This window comes from Cellulosilyticum sp., from assembly GCF_982396655.1.
On the sequence record NZ_CEVXFV010000032.1, the window covers coordinates 23,450 to 49,930 of the forward strand.

24 protein-coding genes and 1 tRNA gene are annotated in these 26,481 nt (G+C 34.2%); 4 read left to right on the plus strand and 21 right to left on the minus strand.

Annotation, left to right across the window (positions count from 1 at the left end):
- Positions 1 to 422 precede the first annotated feature (422 nt).
- Positions 423 to 983 carry a manganese efflux pump MntP gene (locus tag AC1VAQ_RS13450; protein WP_302596504.1) on the plus strand — a complete coding sequence of 187 codons (561 nt, stop codon included), beginning with the start codon at positions 423 to 425 and terminating at the stop codon, positions 981 to 983.
- 236 nt (positions 984 to 1,219) lie between these two features.
- On the opposite strand, the gene AC1VAQ_RS13455 is transcribed toward AC1VAQ_RS13450, so the two are convergent.
- On the minus strand, positions 1,220 to 4,984 hold the full coding sequence (locus tag AC1VAQ_RS13455) for an endonuclease/exonuclease/phosphatase family protein (RefSeq protein WP_479904029.1): 3,765 nt from the start codon (positions 4,982 to 4,984) through the stop codon (positions 1,220 to 1,222).
- A gap of 249 nt (positions 4,985 to 5,233) precedes the next feature.
- Between AC1VAQ_RS13455 and AC1VAQ_RS13460 the strand changes: the two genes are divergently transcribed.
- Positions 5,234 to 6,691, plus strand: coding sequence for a leucyl aminopeptidase (locus AC1VAQ_RS13460; RefSeq protein ID WP_302596502.1), 1,458 nt, complete (start codon positions 5,234 to 5,236; stop codon positions 6,689 to 6,691).
- Positions 6,692 to 7,253: 562 nt separating this feature from the next.
- Here AC1VAQ_RS13460 and AC1VAQ_RS13465 read toward each other — a convergent pair.
- The 14 genes from AC1VAQ_RS13465 to AC1VAQ_RS13530 all read right to left on the minus strand — a co-directional run bounded on the left by AC1VAQ_RS13465 (position 7,254) and on the right by AC1VAQ_RS13530 (position 19,014).
- Positions 7,254 to 7,327 (minus strand) — tRNA-Arg (locus tag AC1VAQ_RS13465).
- A gap of 58 nt (positions 7,328 to 7,385) precedes the next feature.
- A complete protein-coding gene (locus AC1VAQ_RS13470) occupies positions 7,386 to 8,267 on the minus strand; it encodes a DUF3881 family protein (protein ID WP_302596501.1) in 882 nt (293 codons plus the stop codon).
- Positions 8,268 to 8,462: 195 nt separating this feature from the next.
- On the minus strand, positions 8,463 to 9,605 hold the full coding sequence (locus AC1VAQ_RS13475) for an AI-2E family transporter (protein WP_302596500.1): 1,143 nt from the start codon (positions 9,603 to 9,605) through the stop codon (positions 8,463 to 8,465).
- A gap of 321 nt (positions 9,606 to 9,926) precedes the next feature.
- Entirely contained in the window at positions 9,927 to 10,655 is a 729-nt protein-coding gene (locus tag AC1VAQ_RS13480; RefSeq protein WP_302596499.1) for a glycerophosphodiester phosphodiesterase, read from the minus strand.
- A 148-nt stretch (positions 10,656 to 10,803) separates the two neighbouring features.
- Entirely contained in the window at positions 10,804 to 11,001 is a 198-nt protein-coding gene (locus tag AC1VAQ_RS13485) for a hypothetical protein (RefSeq protein ID WP_303244116.1), read from the minus strand.
- Positions 11,002 to 11,372: 371 nt separating this feature from the next.
- Complete coding sequence (locus tag AC1VAQ_RS13490) at positions 11,373 to 12,296, minus strand: polysaccharide deacetylase family protein (RefSeq protein WP_479904030.1); 924 nt, start codon at positions 12,294 to 12,296, stop codon at positions 11,373 to 11,375.
- A gap of 63 nt (positions 12,297 to 12,359) precedes the next feature.
- Positions 12,360 to 12,665: a hypothetical protein gene (locus AC1VAQ_RS13495; protein WP_303244118.1), complete on the minus strand. Its 306-nt coding sequence runs from the start codon at positions 12,663 to 12,665 to the stop codon at positions 12,360 to 12,362.
- A gap of 200 nt (positions 12,666 to 12,865) precedes the next feature.
- Positions 12,866 to 12,994 (minus strand): cyclic lactone autoinducer peptide, encoded by a 129-nt coding sequence (locus AC1VAQ_RS13500; protein ID WP_302596495.1) that lies wholly within the window; start codon positions 12,992 to 12,994, stop codon positions 12,866 to 12,868.
- Between the two features lie 2 nt (positions 12,995 to 12,996).
- The gene (locus AC1VAQ_RS13505) at positions 12,997 to 13,563 is read right to left on the minus strand and encodes an accessory gene regulator ArgB-like protein (RefSeq protein ID WP_302596494.1); all 567 of its coding nucleotides are present in this window, start codon (positions 13,561 to 13,563) and stop codon (positions 12,997 to 12,999) included.
- A gap of 95 nt (positions 13,564 to 13,658) precedes the next feature.
- Positions 13,659 to 14,996 (minus strand): sensor histidine kinase, encoded by a 1,338-nt coding sequence (locus AC1VAQ_RS13510; protein ID WP_303244119.1) that lies wholly within the window; start codon positions 14,994 to 14,996, stop codon positions 13,659 to 13,661.
- An 11-nt stretch (positions 14,997 to 15,007) separates the two neighbouring features.
- Positions 15,008 to 15,733: a LytR/AlgR family response regulator transcription factor gene (locus AC1VAQ_RS13515; protein ID WP_302596492.1), complete on the minus strand. Its 726-nt coding sequence runs from the start codon at positions 15,731 to 15,733 to the stop codon at positions 15,008 to 15,010.
- 170 nt (positions 15,734 to 15,903) lie between these two features.
- On the minus strand, positions 15,904 to 16,872 hold the full coding sequence (locus tag AC1VAQ_RS13520; protein ID WP_330697495.1) for an HAD-IB family phosphatase: 969 nt from the start codon (positions 16,870 to 16,872) through the stop codon (positions 15,904 to 15,906).
- Between the two features lie 178 nt (positions 16,873 to 17,050).
- Positions 17,051 to 18,133, minus strand: a complete 1,083-nt coding sequence (locus tag AC1VAQ_RS13525) for a BMP family lipoprotein (protein WP_302596491.1) — start codon at positions 18,131 to 18,133, stop codon at positions 17,051 to 17,053.
- A 131-nt stretch (positions 18,134 to 18,264) separates the two neighbouring features.
- Positions 18,265 to 19,014, minus strand: a complete 750-nt coding sequence (locus AC1VAQ_RS13530; protein ID WP_303244120.1) for a histidinol-phosphatase — start codon at positions 19,012 to 19,014, stop codon at positions 18,265 to 18,267.
- Positions 19,015 to 19,053: 39 nt separating this feature from the next.
- On the opposite strand from AC1VAQ_RS13530, the gene AC1VAQ_RS13535 reads away from it, so the two are divergent.
- The gene (locus AC1VAQ_RS13535) at positions 19,054 to 19,614 is read left to right on the plus strand and encodes a hypothetical protein (protein ID WP_479904031.1); all 561 of its coding nucleotides are present in this window, start codon (positions 19,054 to 19,056) and stop codon (positions 19,612 to 19,614) included.
- 121 nt (positions 19,615 to 19,735) lie between these two features.
- Here the strand turns inward: AC1VAQ_RS13535 and AC1VAQ_RS13540 are convergent, their stop codons facing one another.
- The 6 genes from AC1VAQ_RS13540 to AC1VAQ_RS13565 form a co-directional block, all read right to left on the minus strand.
- Positions 19,736 to 21,100 carry a GntP family permease gene (locus tag AC1VAQ_RS13540; protein WP_303244121.1) on the minus strand — a complete coding sequence of 455 codons (1,365 nt, stop codon included), beginning with the start codon at positions 21,098 to 21,100 and terminating at the stop codon, positions 19,736 to 19,738.
- 123 nt (positions 21,101 to 21,223) lie between these two features.
- A complete protein-coding gene (gene ilvD / locus AC1VAQ_RS13545; protein WP_303244122.1) occupies positions 21,224 to 22,939 on the minus strand; it encodes a dihydroxy-acid dehydratase in 1,716 nt (571 codons plus the stop codon).
- Between the two features lie 210 nt (positions 22,940 to 23,149).
- A complete protein-coding gene (locus AC1VAQ_RS13550) occupies positions 23,150 to 23,839 on the minus strand; it encodes a FadR/GntR family transcriptional regulator (RefSeq protein WP_302596486.1) in 690 nt (229 codons plus the stop codon).
- Between the two features lie 178 nt (positions 23,840 to 24,017).
- Positions 24,018 to 24,764, minus strand: a complete 747-nt coding sequence (locus tag AC1VAQ_RS13555; protein WP_302596485.1) for a uracil-DNA glycosylase family protein — start codon at positions 24,762 to 24,764, stop codon at positions 24,018 to 24,020.
- Positions 24,765 to 24,874: 110 nt separating this feature from the next.
- Positions 24,875 to 25,057 carry a hypothetical protein gene (locus tag AC1VAQ_RS13560; RefSeq protein WP_302596484.1) on the minus strand — a complete coding sequence of 61 codons (183 nt, stop codon included), beginning with the start codon at positions 25,055 to 25,057 and terminating at the stop codon, positions 24,875 to 24,877.
- 598 nt (positions 25,058 to 25,655) lie between these two features.
- Positions 25,656 to 25,892 carry a hypothetical protein gene (locus AC1VAQ_RS13565; protein WP_302596483.1) on the minus strand — a complete coding sequence of 79 codons (237 nt, stop codon included), beginning with the start codon at positions 25,890 to 25,892 and terminating at the stop codon, positions 25,656 to 25,658.
- 116 nt (positions 25,893 to 26,008) lie between these two features.
- On the opposite strand from AC1VAQ_RS13565, the gene AC1VAQ_RS13570 reads away from it, so the two are divergent.
- Positions 26,009 to 26,335, plus strand: coding sequence for a helix-turn-helix domain-containing protein (locus AC1VAQ_RS13570; protein ID WP_302596482.1), 327 nt, complete (start codon positions 26,009 to 26,011; stop codon positions 26,333 to 26,335).
- Positions 26,336 to 26,481: the final 146 nt, after the last annotated feature.

The window sequence follows — 26,481 nt, forward strand, 5'->3', positions numbered from 1 at the left end:
CTTTTACTCCCCATTTAATTTAATATATTGAGTAAGGTGCTCGGTATACCTTATTCCCAAAAAAGAAGGTTACCCCCAACGACCTTCTTTTTTGGCTTTTAAAACCAACTTCACATCTATAACCTTTATTTATTATGGTTTAGTAATGTGAAATTCTTCCTTCTTTATTTTAATAACACGACTTTGAGTTCTTGATTAGCATATATTTCATATGCTATAATGGAATTAATAATCTCGTGAGGGAGTAGTTTGCGTATAAAGTATTACTTTATACGTGACAAGTCAACATAGTGATTGTAGGGCCTAAAACTTTTACAATCTGGCTTGTCTTAATGAACAAGACTCATGTGTAGCTTTGTGCTACGCATGAGTCTTTTATTTTTGCCCAAAATAAGATTAATTAAACTAAAGGAGAAATGAATATGGGAATTTTTGAATTAATTTTAATCGGAATAGGTCTTAGCATGGATGCTGCGACTGTATCAATGACTAATGGGATGATCTATAAAGACCTCAAAAAAGATAAGGTTATTGCAATGCCACTTTTCTTTGGTGGCTTTCAAGGGCTTATGCCACTTCTAGGTTTCTTTTTAGGTGGACTTGTTTCTAATCTCATCACACAATATGCTAATATCTTAGTCTTCTTAATCCTTGGCTTCATCGGTGGTAAAATGCTGCTAGATGTCTATAAGGATTATAAAAACCCAGAGCAAGAAGATGAAATCCAAGAAGGAAGCCTTACTTACAAAATGCTCTTCATCCAAGCAATTGCTACAAGTATCGATGCCTTTGCTGTAGGAATCGGCTTCAGCGCAATGGGTGTAAATGTTGTCACTTCATCTGCAATCATTGCTCTTACTACAGCAGTCTGTTCACTTATTGCAATCTTCATTGGTAAGAAATTTGGATCAATCTTTGAAAGTAAATCAACACTTATTGGTGGTATCATTTTAGTAGCTATTGCTATTAAAGCATTATTTTAAATTAAGGGGCGGCACAAAAGTGCTGTCCTTTTTTGTGTGTATTTTAGGGAAGTGTGGATAAATTTTGCTGAGCATTAGGTGAGTAATGTCGTACTACTTGCTAAGTGTTAAAAGAGGAATAATAAAAAGCGTATTGTTGTGCCTCAATTTCAGCCATAACAATACGCCTTTTTATTTAGTTAGTCTTTAACTGCTTGTTTCCTTCACTTTTTACAGTTCATTGTTTGTCTGCTTGACTACTTAATGAATCTTGCAATGACTGTTGCCATCTCAGCTCTTGTGAGGATTTGGTTTGGTGCCATTTTTGTTGCACTTTGGCCTTGAAGGATGCCTTTAGATACTAAGTAGCTTAAAGCTTCTTTTTGAGCATCTGTTACATCTTTTAAGTCTTTGAAAGCTGATAAATTTGTTGTATCGATCGCTTCTTCTACCTCTACAGCCTCTTTGAGCATAACTGCCATTTCAGCTCTTGTCAGTGCTTTGCCTTCTGTTTCAACTGAAACTTCTTTGCCTGTTAAACGTTCTAATAATGTTGCAAAATCACCTGCTTTAATTTGTGCCTTTGGTGAGAATTTTTCTTCTGTCGTACCAATTACAAGGTGTTTTGCTGCTAAAATTTCGATTTCTTCTTGTGCCCAGTGTCTTTGAATATCTGTGAATGTTTGTGTACTTTCAGCTAAGATAACTTGTCCATTTATCACACTAGAAGTTACGAATTCATTGCCTACTACTTTACCATCAAGGTATGTCCATTTCCCATCATTTACTACATATGCCACTAATTTATTTGGATTTGTTACTTTTTTACTTGGAATTTCAAAATGCATAGTTACTGCTTGTTCTGCATTTGTTACTACCTTACCATTTACTTTAACTGTTAAGTTAAATCCTGTTAAAGCATTACGATTTGTTGGGAGTGCTTCTTGAACAGCTTTTGTTGTCACATCTGTTGTTTCAATATCTATATTCACGTTATTTGCCGCTTTTAAGAGTTCACCTTGAACAACGACATTGGCATTTTCAAGTTTAATAACAAGTTCTTTTCCTTGCGTATTTAATGCTTTTATAAGTGATTTTTCTAATGTTACATTTACTTTATCTAAGTATTTATTATCTTGTTTTGCTTCGAAAACTACTTGTTGCACTTTATCATTTGATACATCACTTAATTTATCTGAAAGTGTTACACTTACTTTCCCATTTTCAGTTGTCATTGTGACACCAGCTACTGCATTATTATTTGATGTTGCACCTTGGCCGCCTGTACTTGTGCTACCGCTGCTTATATTATCATCATCATCTGAACTTGTACTTCCGCCTGGTAGTTTTACATCATTCATATTTAAACGAATCATAATTGGATCGTGGTCACTTAATTGCTCTGTTTTTGCACATATAGAATTAATATGCATAATCTCTACTTCTGTAGCTGATTCTAAATATTTTGTCACTAAGATATTATCAAGTACTTGTGATTTACCTTGATAGTTATATGTAAAGCGTTCTGTTTCTTCTAAGCTATAAAGCATATTGTGAAGCTCTTCACCTGCTAATGCTTTAAGTGGATTTGAAAATTGATAATCGTTCATATCTCCAAGTACTACAATCTTCGCATTTTTATCTTCTGCTAAGATTTCTTTTACAAAGTTATTTACAACTTTAGCTTGTTCAATACGTTTTGCTTCTGATGTTAAAACGAATGGTTGATTGCTACCATATGCTGCTTGGTCGCCGCCTTTTGAACTAAAGTGATTTGCAATAACAATGACACTTTCTCCATTAAAAATGAATTCTGCTGCTAATGATTTTCTTGTATTTGAGAATACTTCATTATTCGGATCAATCCTTCCTGGATTTAATGAAAGCCCTACTTTACCATCTTCTTTTTTAACAACGCTTACTGCTTCATCTGCTTTTCCTGCTTGGCCTTCTGCAAGTTGCACGCGGTCTGTACGATAAATCATTCCCACACGAATATTTCCACCTGGTGCACCCCCATCAAGATTGTTTACTGGTGCAATCTCAATGTATTCATAGTTCATGTTTTCACCACCAGGTTGTGCCTTAATGGCCTCAATGATACGTTTATATACGAGATCCGCCTCTACCACTGCATCATCTGTAGCTCCTGTGTTATCTTGGATTTCTTCAAGCCCAATGATATCTGGGAATAATAAGTTTTTAGCAATTACACTACCAATCTCATCAAACTTACTTTGTGACTCTGTTCCACCTAAGTTTTCTACGTTAAATGAAGCAATACGAAGGCCATCTTCTGTTTCATTTAATGATGTTACTGGACTCATATCATAAGATGCTCTTTGTACTTCTGGAAGTTCCTCAGATACCAATACTTTGTAAACGCTACCTGTATAACTCATTACACCTACTACAGAATCAGTAAACTGATCACCTACATTAAGGTCTGTTCTTACACTTTCAGCACCATTTGCAAGCGTAATAATCTCTGGATGTAAATTATCTTCTGTAATAACTACGCCGCCCTGTGCTGATAACCCATTTGCAGAATGCTTTCCTTCATCTGGTACAACTGTAAGCTCATAAGCTGTACTTCCGACTACTTGTGCCCCATTAATTTGAACACGCATACCTTCTAAGCTTTCAAAGAAGTCAATGCTATCTTCTTCTGGGTCAAACTTTGTAAAACTATCATTATCAATAATTTTGTTTGGTGGAATTCTTCCTTCATCTCCAATAACAACTGGTGCTGGAAGCTTGCCACCTTCTTCTAAAACATTTTCACCTGTTAAATTTACTACTGAAGAATAGATTTGAGTTACTGAAAGTTGTGCTGCATCTGATTGCTTTTCTTCTACTTTCCCTGTTACCTCTACAATGTCTCCTACTTTTACTTTCTTTGCATTCGTGCTAGATGCAGATACATAAATCCCTTCTGATGTTGCATCATCATCATCTCTATCTTCTTCTAAACTCTCAATATAGAATCCCGATGTACCATTTTTAACTGTAACAACCCCTCTAATATCTGAAACTGTTTTATTTTCAAACACAGAAGTATGTGAAGCACCTTGAATATCTGAAATCTTAATTCCTTCTTCAGAAGTAACAATGACTGTACATGTAAACTTTACGCCATCTAGTTCTCCTGTTACTTTATAATTTCCTACCTTGTTTGTATCAACTGCTACTACTTCTTCTTCATTCCAGTTGATTTCACATTCTACAACTTCACCATCTCTTACAACCTCAACCTTTGGTAGTGTAAATGTTTCACCTTTTGTAATGACTAAATCTGAGATGCTCCCCATTCCTTTAGTTGGTTTTACATCATCCGGACTTACAACTGTTAATTGACGCGTATTTCCGTATCTTGCGCCAAAAGCAGTTACATCATAAGTCTCAAAGCCTTCTTTAACATCTGATGCAATTTTATAAATATCTATAGAACCTGTTGCATCTGTTAAACTAGTATTTCCTGATGTATTAATTTTACCTAAAACTACATCCTTAAATTTAATAAGTACTGACTCATAGTTCTCAGGATTTGCAAGATACTGCGCTACTGTTACTTCAATAGGTGCAATCTGCTCCACTGTCTCTAACTTTGTAACCTTAGCTGATTTTACTTGTACCAAACTATTATAAGCATCTGTTGTTGCTTCAATTTCTACCTTATCACCAGGATTTACATAGTCACCTTTTCTTGACCCATAGACATATATCCCAACTGTCCCATCTTGAACATACATACTTGATGCGTTAACTCTTGTTACAACACCTTGGAATGTAACGTTTTCTCCTTTTGTTCCTGAAGATACTCTTTCTCTAATTTCTGAGATTGATGTGATTTCTTTTTCAGGTACAACTGCTCCGCCTGTCGCCACTGTACTTACAATATTTTGTTTAACTAATTCTTCGTGTGCATATGTATTAATATAATTAAAGCTTAATGTACTTCCAACTGCTACCGCCATAGCAAGTGTTGCGGCTAATCTTTTTTTCATTCCTTGATGTCTCATTTTTGCCTCCTAGAATTAATCATTCTTCCGAACATTTTTTATTTGAACCTATTTTTTGTTCGTTTTTATATTATAATAATAATTTTCCTACCTTATGTCAACAAAATTTTACAAACAATTTTTTTTAATTCACTTAATGATTTTGCAAGACAATATTTCCGTAAATGGTTATACTAGATAAGAGTATATAATGTAGTGACACAGGCTAATAACTCAATTAAGTACATTATATTTATAAAGGAGAACAATATGATTTATATTAAAGACGTTACTTTAAATGAAGTAGATGCCCTTATTATTCCAGTATTTGAAGATAAAGAAACTCAAATAGAAGAATTACAAAAGCTCAGAGCTAGCGAAACTTTCATCGGTAAAGAAGGTGAGCTTTTCGTTTCTACTACTATAGCCGAAACTGTAAAATATACAATTTATGTTGGTATCGGTAAAATGATTGATGAAAAAAAAGGATTAGCACTTAGAGATGCTCTTAGTGAAGCTACACGCAAAGCAAAGGCTCTTAAAGCTAAAAAAGTGGGGGTACGCCTTGCACTTAGTCCAAAACTTTGCATTGGTGGCAATGTTAAAATTATTACAGAAGCCATGTACCTTGCAACTTATCAATTTGACAAGTATAAAACTAATGACACTAATGAAAGTAAGAAACCATTTGATGAAGTTTATATCATCGGCGTACCTACTTCTAAATTAGAAGATGAACAAGAAGTACTTGCAACAAGCCTTAATGTAGTAGAAGGCGTAATGATTGCTAGAGACCTCGTAAACGAACCTTCTAATATCATCTATCCAGAAACACTTGCAAATTATGTTATGGATATGGGTAAAAAATGTGGCCTCGAAGTAGACGTAATGGATGAAAAGCAAATTAAAGAACTTGGTATGGACGCTTTCCTTGCTGTAGGTATGGGGTCAGAAAAGAAACCTCGTCTTATCGTTATGCGTCATAAAGGAAATCCTGAAGATGACTATACGCTAGGTCTCATTGGAAAAGGTTTAACTTATGATACAGGTGGCTACTCACTTAAACCAACTGATTCTATGAAAACAATGCATAGTGACATGGGAGGGGCCGGTGCTGTAATTGGTACAATGTATGCCCTTGCTAAAAACAATGTCAAACAAAATGTTGTAGCTGTTGTTGCTGCTTGTGAAAATGCTATTTCTGGTGATAGCTACAAGCCAGGTGATATTATCTCTTCTATGTCTGGTAAAACAATTGAAATCTTAAATACAGACGCAGAAGGCCGTCTCACACTTGCTGATGCTATGACTTATATGATGCGTAAGGAAAAAGTTAACGAGGTCATTGACCTTGCCACACTTACAGGCGCTGTACTTATGGCACTCGGCACAAGCACAACCGCCGTTATAACTAATAATGAAGATTTCTATAATCGTCTTCTCGCTTCTGCACGTAAAACAGGAGAGCAATTCTGGCAACTTCCTGCTTTTAAAGAATATGCAAAAATGAATAAAAGCGAAGTAGCTGACCTTAAAAACTTAGGCGGCAAACTTGCTGGAACAATTACTGCTGGATTATTTGTCGGTGAATTCGTAGAAAATGATATTCCTTGGATGCACCTTGATATAGCCGGTACTGCATGGCATGAAGCAACTAATAGCATTAATGCAAAAGGCGCAACTGGTGCACCAGTGAGAACACTCTTCCATCTTGTGAACGCAAGATAAAGATTGGGTGTGATAGGAGGTTCGCTGTTGTCAATGATTACAGGCACCCATTAAGTGAACTATGCTGCTTGTGAAAGATGGGTATATTATGCGGTTTCTAAAAAAAACATGCCGCTAAATATAGATATAAATATAGCTCCCTGATAGGGAGCTATATTTATATCTATATTTAGGATATCTAATTTAACCCTTTTGTTATAAGGTATTAAAACTGTAAACTTATTTATAGAGCATATTAAAAAATAATACTAAATCACTATACCCTATAGTCATTCTATAACCCCCTCAGCTGGAAGCAGTAGTTTGCACTTATACTTATACTTATACTTATACCTGTGCCTGTGCCTGCTTTTGTAGTAGGCGTAAAGTGTGTGATGAAAGTGCCAAGGGTTTTTGCCCTTTTGCTCTTGCCTAATGGGTGTGGATAAGTGATATATATTTTTTTATCGCGACTTCGACCGCAGAGAGGGAGCAGGAAAAATATATATATCACTTACCCACACTCCCACTCCCATACACAACAAAAGGGCTCTGCACTTTCATGCAGAACCCAGTCGCGAAGCGTTCCCGACTGGAATCGAACCAGCGGCCTACCGCTTAGGAGGCGGTCGCTCTATCCTACTGAGCTACGGAAACACTGTGCCATTTGGCACACTCTATTATAGTACATATTTTAATGATTTTAGTCAAGTCTTTATTTTGTAACAATAGTCCCTTGTAACCAACAAGTTCCCATAAAACGCATGCCTACGCTAGGCATACCCACTAAATCTTTTTTGTTAATAAGCACTTCAAGTGGCATATCATTTACTTCAAGAACAAAGAGATAAAGTTCCTCACCTGTTTTATTATTTTTACGTGTGCTAATTGCTTTAATTTCACCTAAAACAGCGTAAGTGGCATCTACTAGAGTTGTTGGTACAAAGTAACCACTCATAATAGATAGGAAGTCCTCTTCCATCATACGTTCTTTGAGCTGATCATCTAGGTCTTTTTCTTCTTGTTCTAATTGTGCCTGTGCTTCCTCATCCCCTTCTCTCGCCTTTTGAATCATGACCTTAAGCTTTTCGCGTTCTTCTTTTTCAACTTCTTCATCCTCTTGGTCTTTTTCAATCGGTAAGATAATTGTGCCTTCCATAGCAAGCCCAGCTATTTTGACTTTGTTGAATTCTCTCTTCTCACTCATTATATCTGTATACTCTACAACATTTTGCAACCAGAAAATAAATTGCATGCCTGTTTCTTTTTCTTCACAAATTACATAATAAGTGTAATCATCATCCACGCATTCTACCGTCATCTCTTCCACTTCTATTACATTATTCGTAAAGAAACATGGTTCACATTGTTCAATTTCAATCTTAGCATCTTTTTTGTTGCCACCTTTAAGAACAATCCTTACCATTACACACATATCTTTATCATACTCTTTAAAGTACTCTGCCAAAATATCTTTATTCTGCTTTCTCGTTGCAAACTGTGTTGTTGGCGCATCTAATATACTGCTTACAATGCTTTCTAACTGCGTATCTTTGTCTAGGTTTGAAAAACCTACTGCTGAAATTGGAGATTCCATATTTTATCCCCCTCTCCGTTTCTTAATCTTGTTTAACACTTAATCTGTTTATCTAATTCACAAGACAAACTCAAATGCTTCAAAATGTTTTATCTTCTATTATTTTCTAATTATACAAAGGCTATTTCCAAGTTGCAAGTGGTAACACCCTTCTAATTATAAATATATCTATACCCTGCTTAGAATATGATTAATTTATGTCGTTTCTATTTTCTTTTTCTCTTGTTTTTTCATAGTTTTTTGAGCTAGTCTACATTCTAGCCATTCATTGTAAAGTTTAAAGGCTATTGCAAAAATTGGTACACCCAATACTGAACCAACGATACCAAAAAGGCCGCCTCCTACAAGTACAACAAATACAACCCAAATACCATCGAGACCAATAGAATCACCTACGATTTTAGGACAAATTACATTACCATCTATTTGTTGCAGTACAACAACGAATACAAGATACCATAATGCCTTAGTTGGATCAGCAAGCACTATAATTACGAAACATGGCACTGCCCCAATAAATGGTCCAAGTACGGGAATAATGTTTGTTATCCCTGCAATAAACCCAACTAATATTGGATATGGAAAATCAAATACACAGGCTCCAGCAAAAGTTAATATCCCAACAATCAATGCATCCGTTAACTGACCTACTATAAATCCTTTAAAGGTCTCATTCGTTATCTGTAATACATGGTTTAAGTATTCTCTCGCTTTAGCTGGTACTGTAACTCTTACTGTTTTTGCAATAAGTTCACTTAAATCATCCTTACTCATTAATATATAAATAGAAATGATAAGTGTAAAGACTATATTAAATATACCATTAAATGTACCTGTTGCGAAACCTATCACCGATGGTACGATATTTTGTAATAATCCTATAATCTGTTCTTTAGATTGTATAAGGAAATTTTGCATACTTTCCCAAGTTGACTCCTGAAGGTCTATTTTACTCATAATCTCTCTGGAAAGTTCATCAAACTGCTGTGAATAATTATTCATATTCCCTATAAAACCGCTTATACTCTCAGCTAATTGTGGAATCAGCGTTGCAAATACTAATGCAATGACTGAAAATGCGATAACATATGAGAGTAAAATTGACACGCCTCTCTTTATACCATAGTTCTTATCTCCTGCTTTTGCCTTAAAGATTCTTTCAAGCAAAAATGTGGCCGGAATATTAATTAGATAAGCTAATACAAATCCATAAATAAATGGACCTACTAGCACAACGAAGTTTTTAACTACCCCTGTTACATCCTTAAATTTAAGCAATAAGAAAAATACTATCAGGGCATATGTAATTAAAAACATTTGCTTTCTATATTTAATCATATATAACTCCTTTCCCTTTCAAATTCATCAGGTGTGTCCCCTCTCGTTTCATTATACCCCATACATATAAAAGTAAGAAGTAGAAATTACAGTCGCAAATCCTTATAAAAGTGTAAAATAATGCCAGTAACTCATATGTGCATAAGTATAACCAAATTAAGAAAAAACAAACTTATAAAATATAAAAATGAGGTGATATATAAGAAAAAATATATACCTTTTCTTATATATCACCTCATTTTATAGAAAGCAGTAACTATCGCCTCTCGTTACTGCTTTTAAGATAAAGCTTCCTAATATTTAGGTTACCTTATATATTTATTAGCATAAACCATTGATTACATCACTAAATGTATCTGGATGATTTGTAATAACTGCATCCACGTTTAATTCTTTCATTTTTTTCATATCAGCTGTTTCATCTACAGTCCATACAGTCACTGTTTTACCAATGCTATGTACTGTATCAATTGCTTCTTTGTCCACTTTTGTGTAATCTACTGAGATTGCATCTGCATATCTGTAGTTACGAATATCCCATAACATGTCTTTGCAAAGAAGGGCTGTTTTAATATTTGGTGCTAATTCTTTAATTCTCTTAAGTGTTTCTACATTATATGAAGATAAGATAACTTTATCCTCTGCACCAATTGTTGTTACACGATCAATTACTTCTTCTGTGATTTGCTCATATTGCGCTTCACTATCTTTGATCTCAATATAAAGTTTAACATTGTATTTTTTTACTAATTCAATTGCAGATTTTATACATAAAATCTTTTCACCTTTATATTTAGGGTCATATTTAACACCGGCATCAAATTCTAGTAACTCATCGAGTGTATGATCTTTAATATAGCCTGTTCCTGTTGTTGTTCTATCGAGTTTCTCATCATGGATAATAACAACTTTATTATCTTTTGTCATGTGTACATCCACCTCGATACCATCACAGTACCCCTCTGTTAAAGCTTTTGCAAATGCAATATTTGTGTTTTCTGGGTATCTGCCACTGAAGCCTCTATGAGCTATATTTAACACTCTTCCCATATTTCCGTCTCCTTTCATATTATACAATTCCTTTAAAATTTCCCTCGTTTTCTATTATAGACCTATTGTACCAAACCCACAAGTTACACATAAAATTTTCGCCAATTCATTATATACAGACATTTCTTTTAGTATATTTGTACAACCATTAGACCCGTTGCCACTGACCAAACTTGCCACATCCAGGACATCTCTCCCCGCACCCATCCTGCATATACTCCATCGCCAAAAAAGGTGCCACAACACTCGCCTCATACATTGGATACACCGGAATTTCCATCATATTCCCCATCTCATTTCCTACAGTCTTCCTATATCCACAATTCTTACAAATAAACTCACTCACGACACCATCGCCTCCAAAAATTCTATATTACACCCATCAAATACATATTTACCCCTATTTTCCCCCCATCCACCCAAACTATTCATCTTATCGCAACTTCGACCGCAAGAACCCAAAGAAAAAGACCGCAGGAAGGGAGTAGGAAGGCAGCAAGAAACCCCAGGTCTCCGCCACCTCTCCATATTAGCCTTCGCTCGAAAGTGCCCTCCACTCAGCCGTTTCTCTCAACCTGGCGGTGTGGATAAGTAGAATATATATTTTTATCGCGACTTCGACCGCAGGGAGGGAGCAGGAAAAATATATATTCTACTTATCCACACTCCACTACACACAAAAAACGGCTGCCGCACTTTCGCGCGACCAGCCGTTTTTTATTTAAACTTCACTTGTTCTGTTTCATCTGTAATTGCTCTAAATGAAAATCCTTGTTTTCTAAGCCCTTCAACGATTTCTGGTAAGGCTTCAACCGTTGTTGTTTTAGCTGGTGCATCATGCATTAAGATAACTGCTTCATGCTTACCTTTTGCACCATTTAAAACAGAATTTACAATTACATTTTTATCTTGCTTATTGGCAGATGCATCTAATGAATCTACATTCCAGTCAAAGTATGTAAGACCGGCTTCGGTAACTGCTGGAATAATTTGATCCATAATATTTCTGCCACCATATCTATTACTTATAGTGTTATTAGACCCACCTGGGAATCTCATAATAGTAGGTTTTACACCTGTAATATTCTCAAGTTTATTAGATAAATCTGTAACGTCTTTCATGAAATTATCTACACTTTGGTAAATTGTATTGTATTCATGCGTATCTGAGTGAATCGCTAGTGTATGACCTTCTTCTACGATTCGTTTATATATTTCATCTTGATTATTTTTTCCTAGAACAAAGAATGTTGCTTTTATATTATTTGCTTTAAGAAAATCAAGTATTTTCACTGTATTAGTGCTTGGACCATCATCAAATGTAAGGTAGGCATATTTATTTGTATCATTACCTATCACTACATCTGGATTTTCTGCCTCAGCTTTAGCTAATTGGTTTTTTTTCTCTTGAATTTCAGCTTCTACTTGCTCAAGCTCTAGTTTATTGGTATTAAGCTCTTCTTGAAGAGACTGATGTTCTTCGTTAAAAGTTGCTACAGCTTCTTTTGCTACTTTTAAAGCATTTACTTTTTCAGGTAATTTATATGCTAAAAATCCCGCACTGCCTCCAAATACTATTGCTAAAAGTAGAAATAGAAGTGTGGTGCCAACCTTCTTACTTTTTCTTCTACCATAACTCATTTCATTCACCTTTTTCTACTTTCTTTTTGTACTAATTCTTGCTTTCGAAATATACTTTATTCCTTACTTCATGGAATCTGGAATAATTACTGGTTCATATTTTGCTAAGTTATCTTGTATGATTTCAAGCTCATCTTGTGATACTTTTTGTTGCTCTTTTACTGTTTGTACTTCCGCTTTTAAGCTCTCCGTACTTTCAGAAATAGCTTTTACACTTGTTGTGTTTTTACTAATACTGCTCGCAAGATATACATGTCCACCTAAAAGTCCTAGTGTCATCCCTGCTCCTAAAATAGTTAAAGCCACACATACGCCTAAAAGTCTATTTCTCTTTTTAGCACCAAAGCTTAAATTACTTCTATATGCCATACCTTTTTGTCCTTTCTATTGTTTTCTCTACTACTCAGTATACTACTTTTACCACTAATTTAAAACACCCATTTAACTTTTTAATCTGGTATTTTTTACACATAAAAAAAGTGAGGGCGTCTCAAAGGACACCCTCCAAATCCAACTAACTTAACAAATTTAACCAACTTAAGGAATCTATACAAACTAAGCATAAATGCTTATTTTGCCTTATGTAATTTTTTTGGTACCACCGTTTGATAGCACCACCAGTCCGATTGACTGCTTACAGCCTTATAAGCTGACTTTCTTGCTACCTTTTCTACAATAGTCAATAATTTCTTCTTCATGTCTACCACTCTTCCATATAAGGTACTAATAATAATATGCCTACTAATGTCATAGTCATAGCTATGGTAGAGCATATTAGCTTATACCTCTCTCCTCCATAAAATCCAGCAAGTGTAATAATTGCAAGTATGCTAATCATAACCCTACTTTTTATCCTGTTTTTAATTATCTCTGCTGGAGTCTTTGGGTTATTTTCATTTTCAATAGGTGCCGCCACATATACAATGCTTACAGAAAATATTACACATATAAATACCAATTCATTCATTACATATGTACAATCTAGCATTGTAAGTCCAATAATAATTCCATGTAGTACATGCGTTAGGCAGAAACATTGCCACCGTTTCTTTGTATGATAACCTCCCGTAGTACGGCGTAACCCCATGAAAATCATCAAAAATAGCAATGTATACTGAAGTTTTCCAAATATGATTCCTACTACCATAATTGTGAGGAGCAAAAATAAATTGCTTATCAGTATCTCTAAACCATAGCTATAAATATCACTATCTTCCTCTAAAATAATGTTATTCGTCTTTAAAGCTATGACTATTTTATTAATCAATCGGTTTATTTTCTCCAACTCCTTTTGACAAAAGAAATTCTATCATACTTTTTTTATATTCTTCATTTTTCTGTCTAAATGGTTCATTTTTCTGTCTAAATGGTTATTTTATTGTCGATAATACCTTCAGTTTCCGCATAATCCAATAAAATATTAACTTCAAATACATTTTTTTTACAACTATATTCCATATATCCTTCATATTTATTAACTACATATTTGATATTCAGTAAGCCATACCCATGCTCATATTTATTAGCTTTCTTTCGTCTTATAAGCTTATTATCTTGAATAGGATTACTGGCTACTGTATTGACAATATTTATAAGCAGCTTATTATGGTGTGGATGAATGTTAATTTTAATTTTTCGCTCCTCAGTTTCCACTTCACGTACTGCTTCTATCGCATTATCTATTAAGTTCACCAATAAAGTTCCCAGATCTACTTCATCTATTTTCATTTCATTAGGAAATTTAATCTGTAAATCATACTTAATATTTTCTTCTCTTGTAGAATAGAGCTTTTGATTAATAACTGCATCACCAATTACATTTCCAGTGGTATAATACATAGGCACATTTTCAGCCCTTGAACGCAGTTCCTTAATATACTTTATACATTCTTCACTTTGATTGTTCGTAAGCATATATTCTATAATGCCATAGTGATTAAGCATATCATGCTTAATTTTTCTAATCTCTTTATGACTTTTATTAAGCTCCATAATATGTTCTCTCATCACATCTTGATTATGTAAAATTAAATCTGTTTTAGCAGTCTCCTGCATATTTGTAATTACTTTTCTAAATAACCCATAAATAATAATGTTAAAGGCAAAAAATACGACTGCTAATATCGTAATCATTCTATATAATGTGGCATCTGTATTATAAACACTTAATTTAAACATAATAATTACAGTTAAAAATGAGGCAATAAATATAGCTAATATGATACTTCGATATCCCTTAGGCATTTCTACCTTAGTAAGATTAAGTGTTCTCTTCGCCCCTAGTAATACCACTAAAATAATCATTTTGACCATAAGGACTACAATAATGCGTTTAAAATTGCCATAAGCTAATAGCATACTAATTTCCTGATCAACCATATAAGCGATAAGATTAAGTCCTGTAATCGTACACAGTCCTAAAAAAATCTCAAAAACAATCCCCACAATAATCTTGTTTTGAATCTGTCCACGATACATTGAGATTGTGTAAATACACATTAATGTCATACTCACTAAAGTCGTATGACTGCTAAACGCTTTAAACCCCGTTACAAAGTGAATTGCTAATGTTAATATCACCATAGCTATTAACTTATAATACCTTTTTGTATTTCTTTTTTCTTCTAAGAAGAAACGAATAAACTGGTCTAAAAAGCCAACATCTATCGCACAAAACAAAATTTCCATCAATTCATACATGCTAGTTTCTCCTATTTAATATATTCTACAAATTTACTATAAAAAGTTCTTTTCTTATTTCTACCCATGAGTATTTTTTCTTGATTACCTGCATACTCTAACAAAACTTCCTGTTCTTTTGTAATCGTACGTATATAACGCATATTAACTAGCGTTGAACGATTAGGCATCGCAAAGTTACTGTTCCCTTTTAAAATTTCTAAAATATCTTCAAATCTAGTTACCATTACCCTATAACGCCCCTTAATTGTTTGCATATAAAATTTACGTAACTGAATTTCAAAATAAATAATTTCATTTTCTCTAAGTTTAAGTACTTCCTTTTCAGTATTAAACAAATATGTATCTTTAGTACTCTCTACATATTTAATGCATTGTCTTAATATACTGCTGCGTTCTTCTTCACTTAAACCTTTACGTATAAACTTATAGATATTGTAACCAAAGGCATCATATACGCGATCCTCCATAGATGTTACAAGTACGATTGTCACTTCTTCATCAATCTGCCTAATAGCTTCCGCTAATGCAATCCCATCTAACTCAGGCATGTCAATATCTAGAATTAGTAAATCTGGTCTTTCTTCCCGCTTCTTATACTCTTGCAAAAGCTTTCTCGAAGATGTAAAGGTTTCCAAGTCATAATTTATGTCTAACCCCTCTAATTCTCGCTGTAATTTTTTTGATAAGTCTTTTACAAAAATCTCATCATCATCACACACTATTATGGATATCATCTTATCACCTTCTTATATTCTATATGTTAGTTTTATTCAATTATATTATTTTTGTGTTCCATTATCAAATTTTGTATTTTTATTCACTTTTTCTTCGTAAAAACAAAAAAAAAGTAAAAAATCGTTGTAAATACAACTATTTTTTACTTTCTATTTCCATTTTTTTAATTTTAATCCTTTTGAAAGGCAAACAGCTTCATAATTAAAAAGGTTACTGGTATACCTATTATAGCTGCCAATACATACGCCACAAGTTTAGGTTGTCCTAGTATATTCATTACTAAAAACACCATTAGATTTTGAATGATAAAGTTAGGAATATATGAAATGCCATACTTTATAAACCTTATAACACCTAAGCTTTCTTTAAAAGTGACCGTACTATTTAATAAGTAAGAAATAATAAGCCCACAAAAATATCCCACCATATATGCCACATTATCATCAAGCATTAATGAAAATATATAGGCAAACACAATACCATTTAAAGTATTTATACAGCCTACAATAAGAAACATTAGAAACTGTCTTGTTTTAAAATGACCTAGCAATTTTTCTCTGCCACTTGGCGTATAGCTTCTCCAATCTAAAAGAGCATTTTTCTTCACAATATAACTATGCCCAGCTAAAAGTGCTAACGGTGTGTCTGATAAGGAATCTGAATAAAACTCCTCCATTTCATAGTCATCTACAAACTGATTGAGGCGTGCTACCTTTTCTTCCCCATAACAATTCTCACCAGTAAAATGCCCTGTCAAATGATCTACCCTTGAAGCAATCAAAGCCTTAACCCCTATCTCTTTACATATAGGTTTTAACAAAAATTCAGGTGAGGCAGAAATAATAATATCCCTACTATGGTCCTTCTTCTTATACCATTCTTTTAAGTTTTGTTTATGGGTTTTCCAAAAATCTCTTACCCAATCATCAATATTATCAATATCCTTGAAAAATATAAAATATTTTTCTTTCATTTTTACCTTAGGCCAAAGTCCTAATATATACATAAGTGCTGCATATGCCTGTATAGGTAAATACTTTAATATAGACGGCTTTCTTCTCAGGCAATATTTATAAAAATCAATAGAACTATCGCCATCATAAACTGTTTTATCAAAATCGTACACTGTAATTTTCATAGCAACCTCTTATTCTTATTTTATAGTAATTGATCCTAATATCATATTCTTTCTTTATTATATAAATATATAGAAGCACCTGTAAACAGAATATTATAAATTAACCACAAAAAGGACTGATGTACATTCATACATCAATCCTTCTTATTAAATAGTTGATTGCTTCATTTGCCCTTTATTATTTTAAGATTCCTTTATCACTAGCTACTTTAATTTCCCCTACTTTTACCTTTTCATATACTTCATTTACTGCCTTAGTTGTATCTTCACTAAGGTTAGGATTTACTTCTGGAATTCCTACACCATCATTTTGAATGCTATATGAAAGTATTTGTCCCCCTGGAAATTTTCCTTCTACTGCATCTTTTATAACATCATAAGTTGCTGTACTAATTTTTTTCATAGCTGAAGTTAATACCACCGATTGTGTATCATTATATAAACCATCATCATATTGATCGACGTCTACACCTACAACCCATACAGGTTTCCCACCTTGTGCACGTTCTCTAGCTTCTTTAATGACACCTGTTCCTACTGCACCCGCTGCACTAAAGATTACACCCACACCTCGATCATACATTTGCGCACTAAGTTGTTGCCCTGCTGCTACATCTGTAAATGTCCCTTGATAGATGAAGTTATTTGCATCCATTTTCATATTTGTGCCATAGTTATCATTTGCATATTGAATCCCTTGCTGGAAGCCCCAGTTATATTTATTAACTGCATCTGTGCTCATCCCACCTATGAAACCAACATTACCTTCTTTAATTTCTAAGGCTGCTGCGATACCAGCTAAGAATCCAGCTTCATGTTCTTCAAATAATACAGCTACGCTATTGTCTGCTACAGCAGGCACATTGTCACCATTATTTGGAACCGCATCAATTATCATAAATTTCTTATCTGGATATTTGCTTTGTGCTTCATAAATTGTTTTTGCAAACTTAAATCCAGGAGCAACTATCATATCATATCCTGCTTCATTAAAGTTCCCAATTTCTTTAAGTGCATCCGCCTCTGATTCACCACCTGGTTGAAGGTACTTAGAAGTAATACCAAATTCTTCACTAGCTGCTTGGATTCCTTCCCATGCACCTTGATTAAATGACTTATCATCAATTGACCCGATATTAGTTACAAGTCCTACTTTCAAATCACTTGTAGTTGTACTATTGCTTGCACCATTTCCACAACCTGCTAATACTGTCATTACCATAAATCCACATAGGATACTCTTAAACAATCTTTTACTCATTTTGTCTATCCTCAAGTTCTATTTTAGTTTATTTTAAATTATTATTAATCCTACTTAATTATAGTCTTTCCCATTTCACTGCAAAAAATAAGGAAATGTCACGAAATTTATTTTGTGGCATCTCCTTATTTCTATAGCTTTAATATAGGGGTAACCGCTATCCCTAATCTCTTAGCTAATTCTTCTGCCTCTTTAATTGCTCCATCATTTAAAAATCTAGGGTCATGGGCATCCGCATTAATCAGGTAGGTAAGCTTATATTCCTTAGATAGCTTTAAACTATTAATATCAGGATATCTTCTGCCACCTCTTATACCATTGGCATTGATTTCTACAGGAATATTTAAACGCTCACATGTTCTAAATATCTGTCTCATTACTTTTTCACAATCTATATCCCAGACCCCATTATTATAGCCTTGTAATACTAAATCTGGATGTGCTAAAAACGTAAAAATTCCTGTTTCCAATCCTTCACATACCTCATTGGCATAAATGTATAAGTCTTCTTTACCTTTAGGTCCAAAATTATCTATACGTTTATTGTCACTCCAATGCTGTCCTAAAATAAATATTTCATAACCATATTCTTCACGAAACATCTTATAGTCTTCTAAGGCATGCAAATAATATTCACACTCAAACCCTTTAATCACATGAATCTTTTCTTTATACTTTTCTATAATCTGATCTAACTCCCTATTGTAACTTTCAAACTCTTCCCATCTCATCCTATCAGGATCTTCATTATCTCTATGGGGCACATGTTCAGTCATTGCTATCTCTTTAAATCCAGCTGCAATGGCTGCTTGTATATACGCTTCTATTTCTCCTACGCCATGATTACACCATCTGGTATGTGTATGATAATTTGCAATCATCTTCTCTCCTCCTAGGTCACTTAAATTAATGTATAAACTATGATTTACATTCAAATACTATATCATAATGCTATGTCTTTGCTTATTTGTATCACTATATTATCTTTATTAGAGGTTATTATTATGACTAAATCTTATATTAAACGCTGTTTCATTATTTTACTCTTAATATGTTTTAGCTTTCATTCATTATCAGCAGCTACTATCTCTACCACCTCCATTGATAATGCTTTAAATACTTCTTATGATACCTTATTAAACATTCAAAATCAATTTAAAGCACTCACTAGAAATTCCTTCGTAAATATTGTAAATAATACTTCAAACACCGCTAACAAGAACCAACTTGATGCATTTAGCAATCAGCTTACAGCGGTAAAAAATGATTTAAACTCTCTTTCTGCCGCTCCGCTAACAAGCTCACAAAATGCTAAACTTCAAACCCTATTGACTATAGCTTCATATCTCACATATATTCAGGATAGAAATTATGACTTTCTAGCATCTGTAGAGCCTTCAGAGCAATATACACTTTTAAACTCTATTTTTATTGGACACTCATTGATTACCCAACTTTTTTCATACCTGGCAGCAGCTTAGTTTAGCTTTTACCTCTACGAAACTTAATCGTTCATCATATGCTGCTTCTTAATATAATAATAGGGAGATGTGCGAAATCTATTTCGCAACATCTCCCTACTTTCTGTATGTACATTATTTATTATGCAAATATCGAAATTACAATTGCACCAACAAGACCTGACACACCAACTAATGTTTCCATAACAGTCCATGTTTTAAGTGTTGTTTTTTCATCAATATTAAAGAGTGATTTTACAAGCCAGAAACCTGAATCATTTACGTGACTTAATACAGTAGAACCACCAGCAATCGCCATAACAATTGCTGCAAGATGAAGTTGTGATAACATTGCCACCTCTGGCATAGCTGCTACAATCCCAGCTGCCATTGTCATAGAAACAGTTGCAGAACCAATAGACACCCTAACAGCTGCTGCAATTAAGAACGCTACGAGAACAAGTGGTAAGCTGCTTCCTGCTACGATATTTCCGATTACATCACCAAGCCCTGAATCTTGAAGCATCCATCTAAGGACACCCCCACCAGCTGTTACAAGAAGTACGATCCCCGTTGGTTCTAATGACTTAGACATAACCTTTTCTAAGTCTGCTCTTGTAAAGCCATTTCTAGTCCCAAGTAAGAACATGGCTAAAAGTGTTGAAATAGTTAAAGCTACGAAAGGTGTTCCTAAGAATGTAAAGATTTCTTGCATCGGCGCAAGTGCTGGAATAACAGAACTTGCAGTTTTTAATAAAATAAGTGCAAGTGGCACTAGGATAATTGCTACAACTGTTCCAAATGAAGGTAACTTAGAATTTCTTCCATTTTCACTTGTAGCTGCTGTTAATTCAAAGCTCTCTGGAACTGGAATATAAATTTTGTCCCCAATAAATTTCCCAAATAATGGTCCTGCTACAACCATTGCTACTGTTCCAGTAATAAGGCCTACACCAATTACATAACCAAGTTCTACGCCTAACATATTTGCTACAAGAACTGGTCCTGGTGTTGGTGGAATAAATGCATGACCTACTGCAAGGCCTGCAAGTAATGGAATTGCATATGTAAGTGTTGATTTTTTAGCTTTTCTTGCAAGACCAAATGCAAGTGGGATTAAAATAATAAGTCCCGCATCGAAGAATACTGGCATCCCTACTACAAGACCTGTAAGCCCCAATGCCCAAGCCGCTTTTTTATCACCAAATCTATTCACTAATGTATTGGCAATGGTTTCTGCACCACCTGAACATTCTAAAATTGCACCAAACATTGACCCTAGACCAATTAATAATGCAATACTTGATAACGTGTTTCCTACACCTTTTTCAATCGTTGAGACAATACCTGTAAGTGGCATTCCTGCTAAAACACCAATTGTAATCGCACTAAGTACAATTGCAATCACTGGCTGTAATTTGCCCTTAATGATTAAGAATAACAGTAAAGCCATCCCTAATGCTGCGGCCATAATAAGTCTTTCTGGTGATGCTACAAATCCTTCCATATTAACTTCCTCCTAGATGTGTCATATTCAGTAACTACTTCATTGTCATTTCAATATCTTCTCTTTATCTTTCTTATAGATTTCACATTTATAAATTTTAGTTATTCATGATTTTTAGTCTTGCTACGCCATATATCCTCCAAGCATTGGTGATACGGCACATTTAGAATAAACAGATAAAATTCCCTTTGTATATTTATCTGGTCTTGGCTGCCAATTTGCTTTTCTTTCTTTTAAAATCTCATCTATTTCAGCTAAATCTTTACGTACACCGTTTACGCCGATGATTTGTAAAATTCTTTGCGCTACATCAATCTCGATTAAATCCCCCTCTTCAATGAGTGCAATAGCCCCACCGCTTTGTGCTTCTGGTGAAACATGTCCAATAGCAGGTCCTTTCGTTGCCCCAGAAAATCTACCATCAGTAATAAGCGCAATAGTCGTAGCTAGCTCTGGGTCTGAAGCAATGGCTTCTGTAGTGTAGAACATCTCTGGCATACCACTTCCCTTAGGTCCTTCATAACGAATAATAACTGCATCTCCTGGTTTAACGGTTTTGTTAAGTACCGCTGCAATGGCCTCTTCCTCTGAATCAAAAGGTTTAGCCTTTAAAATTGCTTTTTGCATTTCTTGAGGTACTGCAGAATGTTTTATGACTGAACCTTCTGGCGCTAAATTTCCTTTTAAAATCGCAATCGTTCCGTCTTTTCCAATTGGGTCATTAAATGGCCTGATGACATCCGTTCTATCTACACCTGTTTTTTTCATGTAGGCATCACATTTTTCATAGTAGCCATTTTTCTTAAGGTCCTCTAAGTTCTCACCTAATGTTTTTCCTGTAACCGTCATAACATCTAAGTGAAGCTTATCTTTAATCTCTTCCATAACAGCTGGCACCCCACCTGCATAATAGAAATATTCTGCTGGCCATTTACCACTTGGTCTGATATTTAAGAGGTAATGCGCCCCTCTATGCATTTGGTCAAAAGTATCTGCATCAATTTCAATGCCAAACTCTTTTGCAATAGCTGGGATATGTAATAAACTGTTTGATGAACCTGCAATAGCTGCATGTACCATAATGGCATTTTCAAAAGCTTTGCGTGTAGCAATATCACTTGGTTTAATTCCCATTTCAGCCAGTTTTACCACTTGCTTCCCAGCCTCAACTGCAAAATCTGCAAGGTCTTGACAAGTTGCAGGCATTAAAGAACTTCCTGGTAACATAAGGCCTAATGCCTCTGCCATAATCTGCATTGTTGAAGCTGTTCCCATGAATGAACAAGCCCCGCAAGATGGACAAGCATGATGTTTTGCAAATGTAAATTCTTCTTCTGTGATTTCACCTCTTTGGAATCTTGCACTATATGTTCCAATTTGCTCAAGAGTTAAAAGGTTAGGCCCCGCTTCCATTACCCCACCTGTTATTAAAATACATGGAATATCATTTCTAGCGGCTGCTATAAGATGCGCCGGTACCCCTTTATCACAACTTGAAATATAAACTGCGCCATCAAAAGGTGTGGCATTAGCATGCATTTCAATAAGTCCTGCAATCGTATCTCTAGAAGCTAAGGAATAATTAATCCCATCATGGCCCTGAGCTTGTCCATCACAAATATCTGTTGCAAAATATCTAGATGCCTTTCCATTAGCCTTACTAATTCCTTCACAAGCCTTTTCTACAAATCCAAATAAATGGGCACTTCCCGGATGACTATCTCCAAATGTACTCTCCACCATAATTTGTGTCTTTGATAAATCTTCTACTGTATATCCCATACCCATTCTAAGAGGGTCCATTTCAGGTGCTATTTTTCTAATTTCTTGACTTCTCATTCCTTACCTCCTACCTTAATCAGACGTCTGATGTCTTATATGTATAGATTAAATGAATTGTATTTATAAGTCAATAAATTATATAATTTTTATATACAATTACTTTTTTTAGAATTTATTTATGTTTAATATGCACAAAAAAATACCTAGCGCTATGTTTTTTCATCTTCATAACACTAGGTATTTTTATCTATTCTATCCAATTGACTTTTAGTTTGATAATTTTTCAATAATCTCTCTGTTATAACGAATGTGTTTTTCCATGCTTTCAAAGGCAGCCTTTTCATCGCCACTGGCAATGGCCTCTACAACGCTACGATGGGTACTAATTGTTTCATTTTTTAAAGCATTTTTTGTAACATCCATAAATAACGGAATCGAACAATTTATAATTGGTAAAAGCTTGCTCACCACAAGATTTTGACTTGCCTCAGCAATCACCGTATGAAGTTCAATATCCTTCTCAATATGATTAATGCCACTTAAAATCATCTGCTCTACTGCATCACAGAGTTCTATCATCTTTTCAATCTGCTGCTTAGTTGCCATCTTTGCCGCTCTTCCCGCAATATAAGGTTCGATTAAATAACGTACTTCTAAAATATCTAACGCTAATTTCCGCTTATCTTCTACGAAAACAAAACCAAGTGGATCTGGTGCGACACCCATTTTCTCTGAAACATAGGTCCCTACACCTCTTTTAATTTCCACAATATTTCTAGAAACTAATATCTTAATGGCCTCTCTTAAACTACTACGCCCTACGTTCAAACTTTTCATTAATTCTGCTTCACTTGGTAACTTATCCCCCACCTTTAATTCAGTTCTGGCAATAAGCTCGATAATCTCATCAGCAATTCTTTCGGGTAATAATTTACCACTATTAATATTCTCAAACATTGTACGCCCTCTTCTTTTTTATGTTCCTATAAATTTCGCATTTATGTTTTAATCATTCACTATGTTTTAGATATGTGAAATATAAATTTCACCTCTATAAGTCTTAGTTATTCATTAATATAACATAATTTTGTACACAAATAAAGCAAGGTGCCTTTGTATCAATGTTTCCTAACCCCTATTTTATAAAAAAGCTTTGTAATTTTTGCTTCATTTGTTCCTTCTCTTCTTCAAACTGTTTCTTACGATTTACATTGGCTCCTGAAGGATGCGGAAAACCTAGCAGACATTGAGATGCTTCTAATTTACCTTCTTTAATAATTTCTAACACCACGTTTTCCACACATCTTCCAAGTGGCACAATAAATGCATCCTCTAATAACTCTACCTGAGGATAAAAGAAGGTGTTTACATAATCCATTAACAGCTCACTCTTTAGAATTTCTGGGGAATGTCCTGTATAATTCTTCCCCTTAACAAAGGTTGCAAAAGGAATCATTGATACAGTATGTAGCAAATCATCCCTTTCCCCAAAAAGCTCACCGCTCTTATCAAGTCCTAGACAACTTGGTAAATCTAATTCATTCAGCATTTCTATAATATTTTTTCTCAAGGTGCCGCTAAATCTCGCTTCAACCTTACAGCGATAAGGGATCTCTTCTACTGCCATGCCTTCTTCTATACATTTTCTTGCCGCCACAATAGATGTATTCATCTGCGCAAATCCTGGCGTAATGCCCACAATAAATATCTTAGCATTAGGATTAATATGCTCATTATGCGTATTATAATATATTTCAATATTCCCCTGTTTCTCCAAACAAAAGTCCGGTGTTAAAAGTTCTTCCTTTGTATAAGACTTTTTAAAGGGCAGAGCTGCTATAGTTTCATAATAATCTTTTAGTGTTGGTATATATTTAGTCACTATTATTTCCTTCCTCAATGTTTAGTAAACTGTTTCATCTAAATTAAATTGTGTTACTCCTTGAATATAAGTATTACACAATTTAGCAAAAAAGACTAGGGCACTATGCCCTAGCCTTGTAATTCCATTCTTTTTTCCTTAATAAGCTGCTCAAGCTCATCTAAATCTTCCGCAGTTGCTCTATTTTTAATAAATCCCCTTGCAGTTGATCGTGCTTTAAGATAATTTGAGTACTCTTTATTTTGTTGTTGCCATCTTTTGTTTGCTTCTGTTTGTTTGCTTGGTTGTTCCATTATCCTTACCTACTTTTTAAATATTATCAGTATTAATCCAACAACTATCACTAGCAGTTTACTTACTTGAAATAAAAGCTTCATAACTTCATACACTAATTCTTTATCCATACTATTTTATAGTAGTTATTATACTCTCTTTATTTATTGACCCTTCATAGGGTTCTTTCATTTTTTTAACCACTATTTCTCCCTTATATATATTACACTATGAATAGTATGGATTATCAAGTATATTTCTTAATCTTTCAGCTTTATCTTATATTTCCTGCTTAGCAAAAAAGGATTACCGACTTGAATACATTAATATTCAAGTCGGTAATCCTTTTCATTTACACACGCAGTAGGATTCGAACCCATGACATTCTGATCCGAAGTTTGATTTTTTGCTATAATACTTATCATATGTTATGTTAATTACTTGAATTAGCTTGATTATACGTTCAAACCTTTATAATACTTATCATGTTTATTTTTATGCTAGGTGTCAAATAGGTGTCACGTTTTAAATCAACTAAAAATGGGATTAAGCTTCAATTATACATTTAATTGCAACTTAATCCCTAGTTTTTTATATCTATGATTTTTTATATTAGTGTTACTTCTTCAGTGTTAAATAAAATGCTTCCCTTACTCCACTTATTGCTTCTTTAAAAGCAATTTCTTCTCTTTCTGTTATTAACTCATATATAGCATCCTCCACCTTTTTAAACTCATCATCATTTAATTTGCTTAATAGTGGCTTTAAAATATCCAAGCTAAAATGTTCTGAGAGTTTTTCATTTTCCTCATACATTTTCTTAAACCCTTGGTTAATTATTTTTTCAATACTCATATGTATTCCCCCTCTATTCATAATTTAGTTGCGACATTTTTACATTATATCACATTTAACCCATATATTCTACAACCCCAAAGGCATTATTGGTATAATTGTACAGAGGTGATTATATGGACATTGGTCAAAGGATACGAGTATTTAGAGAAGCTAAGGGACTAACACAGAATGAATTAGCTAAATTAATTTCAAAATCTAAAAGCTCATTGGAGAAATATGAATATGGGAACGTTGATATCTCATTAGGAACACTACTTGATATCTGCGATGCCCTAGATATTACATTAAGAATGCTAATTGCAGAAGACGATAATGACATATTGAATTCTATTGTGGCTCATTACAATTTAGAGGATAAGCCCAATAGGAATATTGAAGAAGACTTTCAGATGGCTATTGAAGGTTTCATACATAGATATCAAAAGACTAAAGCAGACTAATCATAGTCTGCTCAGGCTGTAGACAATTAACTTTTCCATAGTATTTTACTAGTCTAGAAATAGAAAACAGAGGTAAAAATGGACCTAAACTGGGTCTATAAATAATTTTGTGTATTCTCTTTCTAATGGCAATCGATTTTTAAATA

What these genes read in the sequence shown, in the direction of transcription:
- AC1VAQ_RS13450 (WP_302596504.1), top strand. Translation starts at nt 423, where the DNA reads ATGGGAATTTTTGAATTAATTTTAATCGGAATAGGTCTTAGCATGGAT.
- AC1VAQ_RS13455 (WP_479904029.1), bottom strand. Translation starts at nt 4,984, where the DNA reads ATGAGACATCAAGGAATGAAAAAAAGATTAGCCGCAACACTTGCTATG.
- AC1VAQ_RS13460 (WP_302596502.1), top strand. Translation starts at nt 5,234, where the DNA reads ATGATTTATATTAAAGACGTTACTTTAAATGAAGTAGATGCCCTTATT.
- AC1VAQ_RS13470 (WP_302596501.1), bottom strand. Translation starts at nt 8,267, where the DNA reads ATGGAATCTCCAATTTCAGCAGTAGGTTTTTCAAACCTAGACAAAGAT.
- AC1VAQ_RS13475 (WP_302596500.1), bottom strand. Translation starts at nt 9,605, where the DNA reads ATGATTAAATATAGAAAGCAAATGTTTTTAATTACATATGCCCTGATA.
- AC1VAQ_RS13480 (WP_302596499.1), bottom strand. Translation starts at nt 10,655, where the DNA reads ATGGGAAGAGTGTTAAATATAGCTCATAGAGGCTTCAGTGGCAGATAC.
- AC1VAQ_RS13490 (WP_479904030.1), bottom strand. Translation starts at nt 12,296, where the DNA reads ATGAGTTATGGTAGAAGAAAAAGTAAGAAGGTTGGCACCACACTTCTA.
- AC1VAQ_RS13495 (WP_303244118.1), bottom strand. Translation starts at nt 12,665, where the DNA reads ATGGCATATAGAAGTAATTTAAGCTTTGGTGCTAAAAAGAGAAATAGA.
- AC1VAQ_RS13500 (WP_302596495.1), bottom strand. Translation starts at nt 12,994, where the DNA reads ATGAAGAAGAAATTATTGACTATTGTAGAAAAGGTAGCAAGAAAGTCA.
- AC1VAQ_RS13510 (WP_303244119.1), bottom strand. Translation starts at nt 14,996, where the DNA reads ATGTATGAATTGATGGAAATTTTGTTTTGTGCGATAGATGTTGGCTTT.
- AC1VAQ_RS13515 (WP_302596492.1), bottom strand. Translation starts at nt 15,733, where the DNA reads ATGATATCCATAATAGTGTGTGATGATGATGAGATTTTTGTAAAAGAC.
- AC1VAQ_RS13520 (WP_330697495.1), bottom strand. Translation starts at nt 16,872, where the DNA reads ATGAAAATTACAGTGTACGATTTTGATAAAACAGTTTATGATGGCGAT.
- AC1VAQ_RS13525 (WP_302596491.1), bottom strand. Translation starts at nt 18,133, where the DNA reads ATGAGTAAAAGATTGTTTAAGAGTATCCTATGTGGATTTATGGTAATG.
- AC1VAQ_RS13530 (WP_303244120.1), bottom strand. Translation starts at nt 19,014, where the DNA reads ATGATTGCAAATTATCATACACATACCAGATGGTGTAATCATGGCGTA.
- AC1VAQ_RS13535 (WP_479904031.1), top strand. Translation starts at nt 19,054, where the DNA reads ATGATTTACATTCAAATACTATATCATAATGCTATGTCTTTGCTTATT.
- AC1VAQ_RS13540 (WP_303244121.1), bottom strand. Translation starts at nt 21,100, where the DNA reads ATGGAAGGATTTGTAGCATCACCAGAAAGACTTATTATGGCCGCAGCA.
- ilvD (WP_303244122.1), bottom strand. Translation starts at nt 22,939, where the DNA reads ATGAGAAGTCAAGAAATTAGAAAAATAGCACCTGAAATGGACCCTCTT.
- AC1VAQ_RS13550 (WP_302596486.1), bottom strand. Translation starts at nt 23,839, where the DNA reads ATGTTTGAGAATATTAATAGTGGTAAATTATTACCCGAAAGAATTGCT.
- AC1VAQ_RS13560 (WP_302596484.1), bottom strand. Translation starts at nt 25,057, where the DNA reads ATGGAACAACCAAGCAAACAAACAGAAGCAAACAAAAGATGGCAACAA.
- AC1VAQ_RS13565 (WP_302596483.1), bottom strand. Translation starts at nt 25,892, where the DNA reads ATGAGTATTGAAAAAATAATTAACCAAGGGTTTAAGAAAATGTATGAG.
- AC1VAQ_RS13570 (WP_302596482.1), top strand. Translation starts at nt 26,009, where the DNA reads ATGGACATTGGTCAAAGGATACGAGTATTTAGAGAAGCTAAGGGACTA.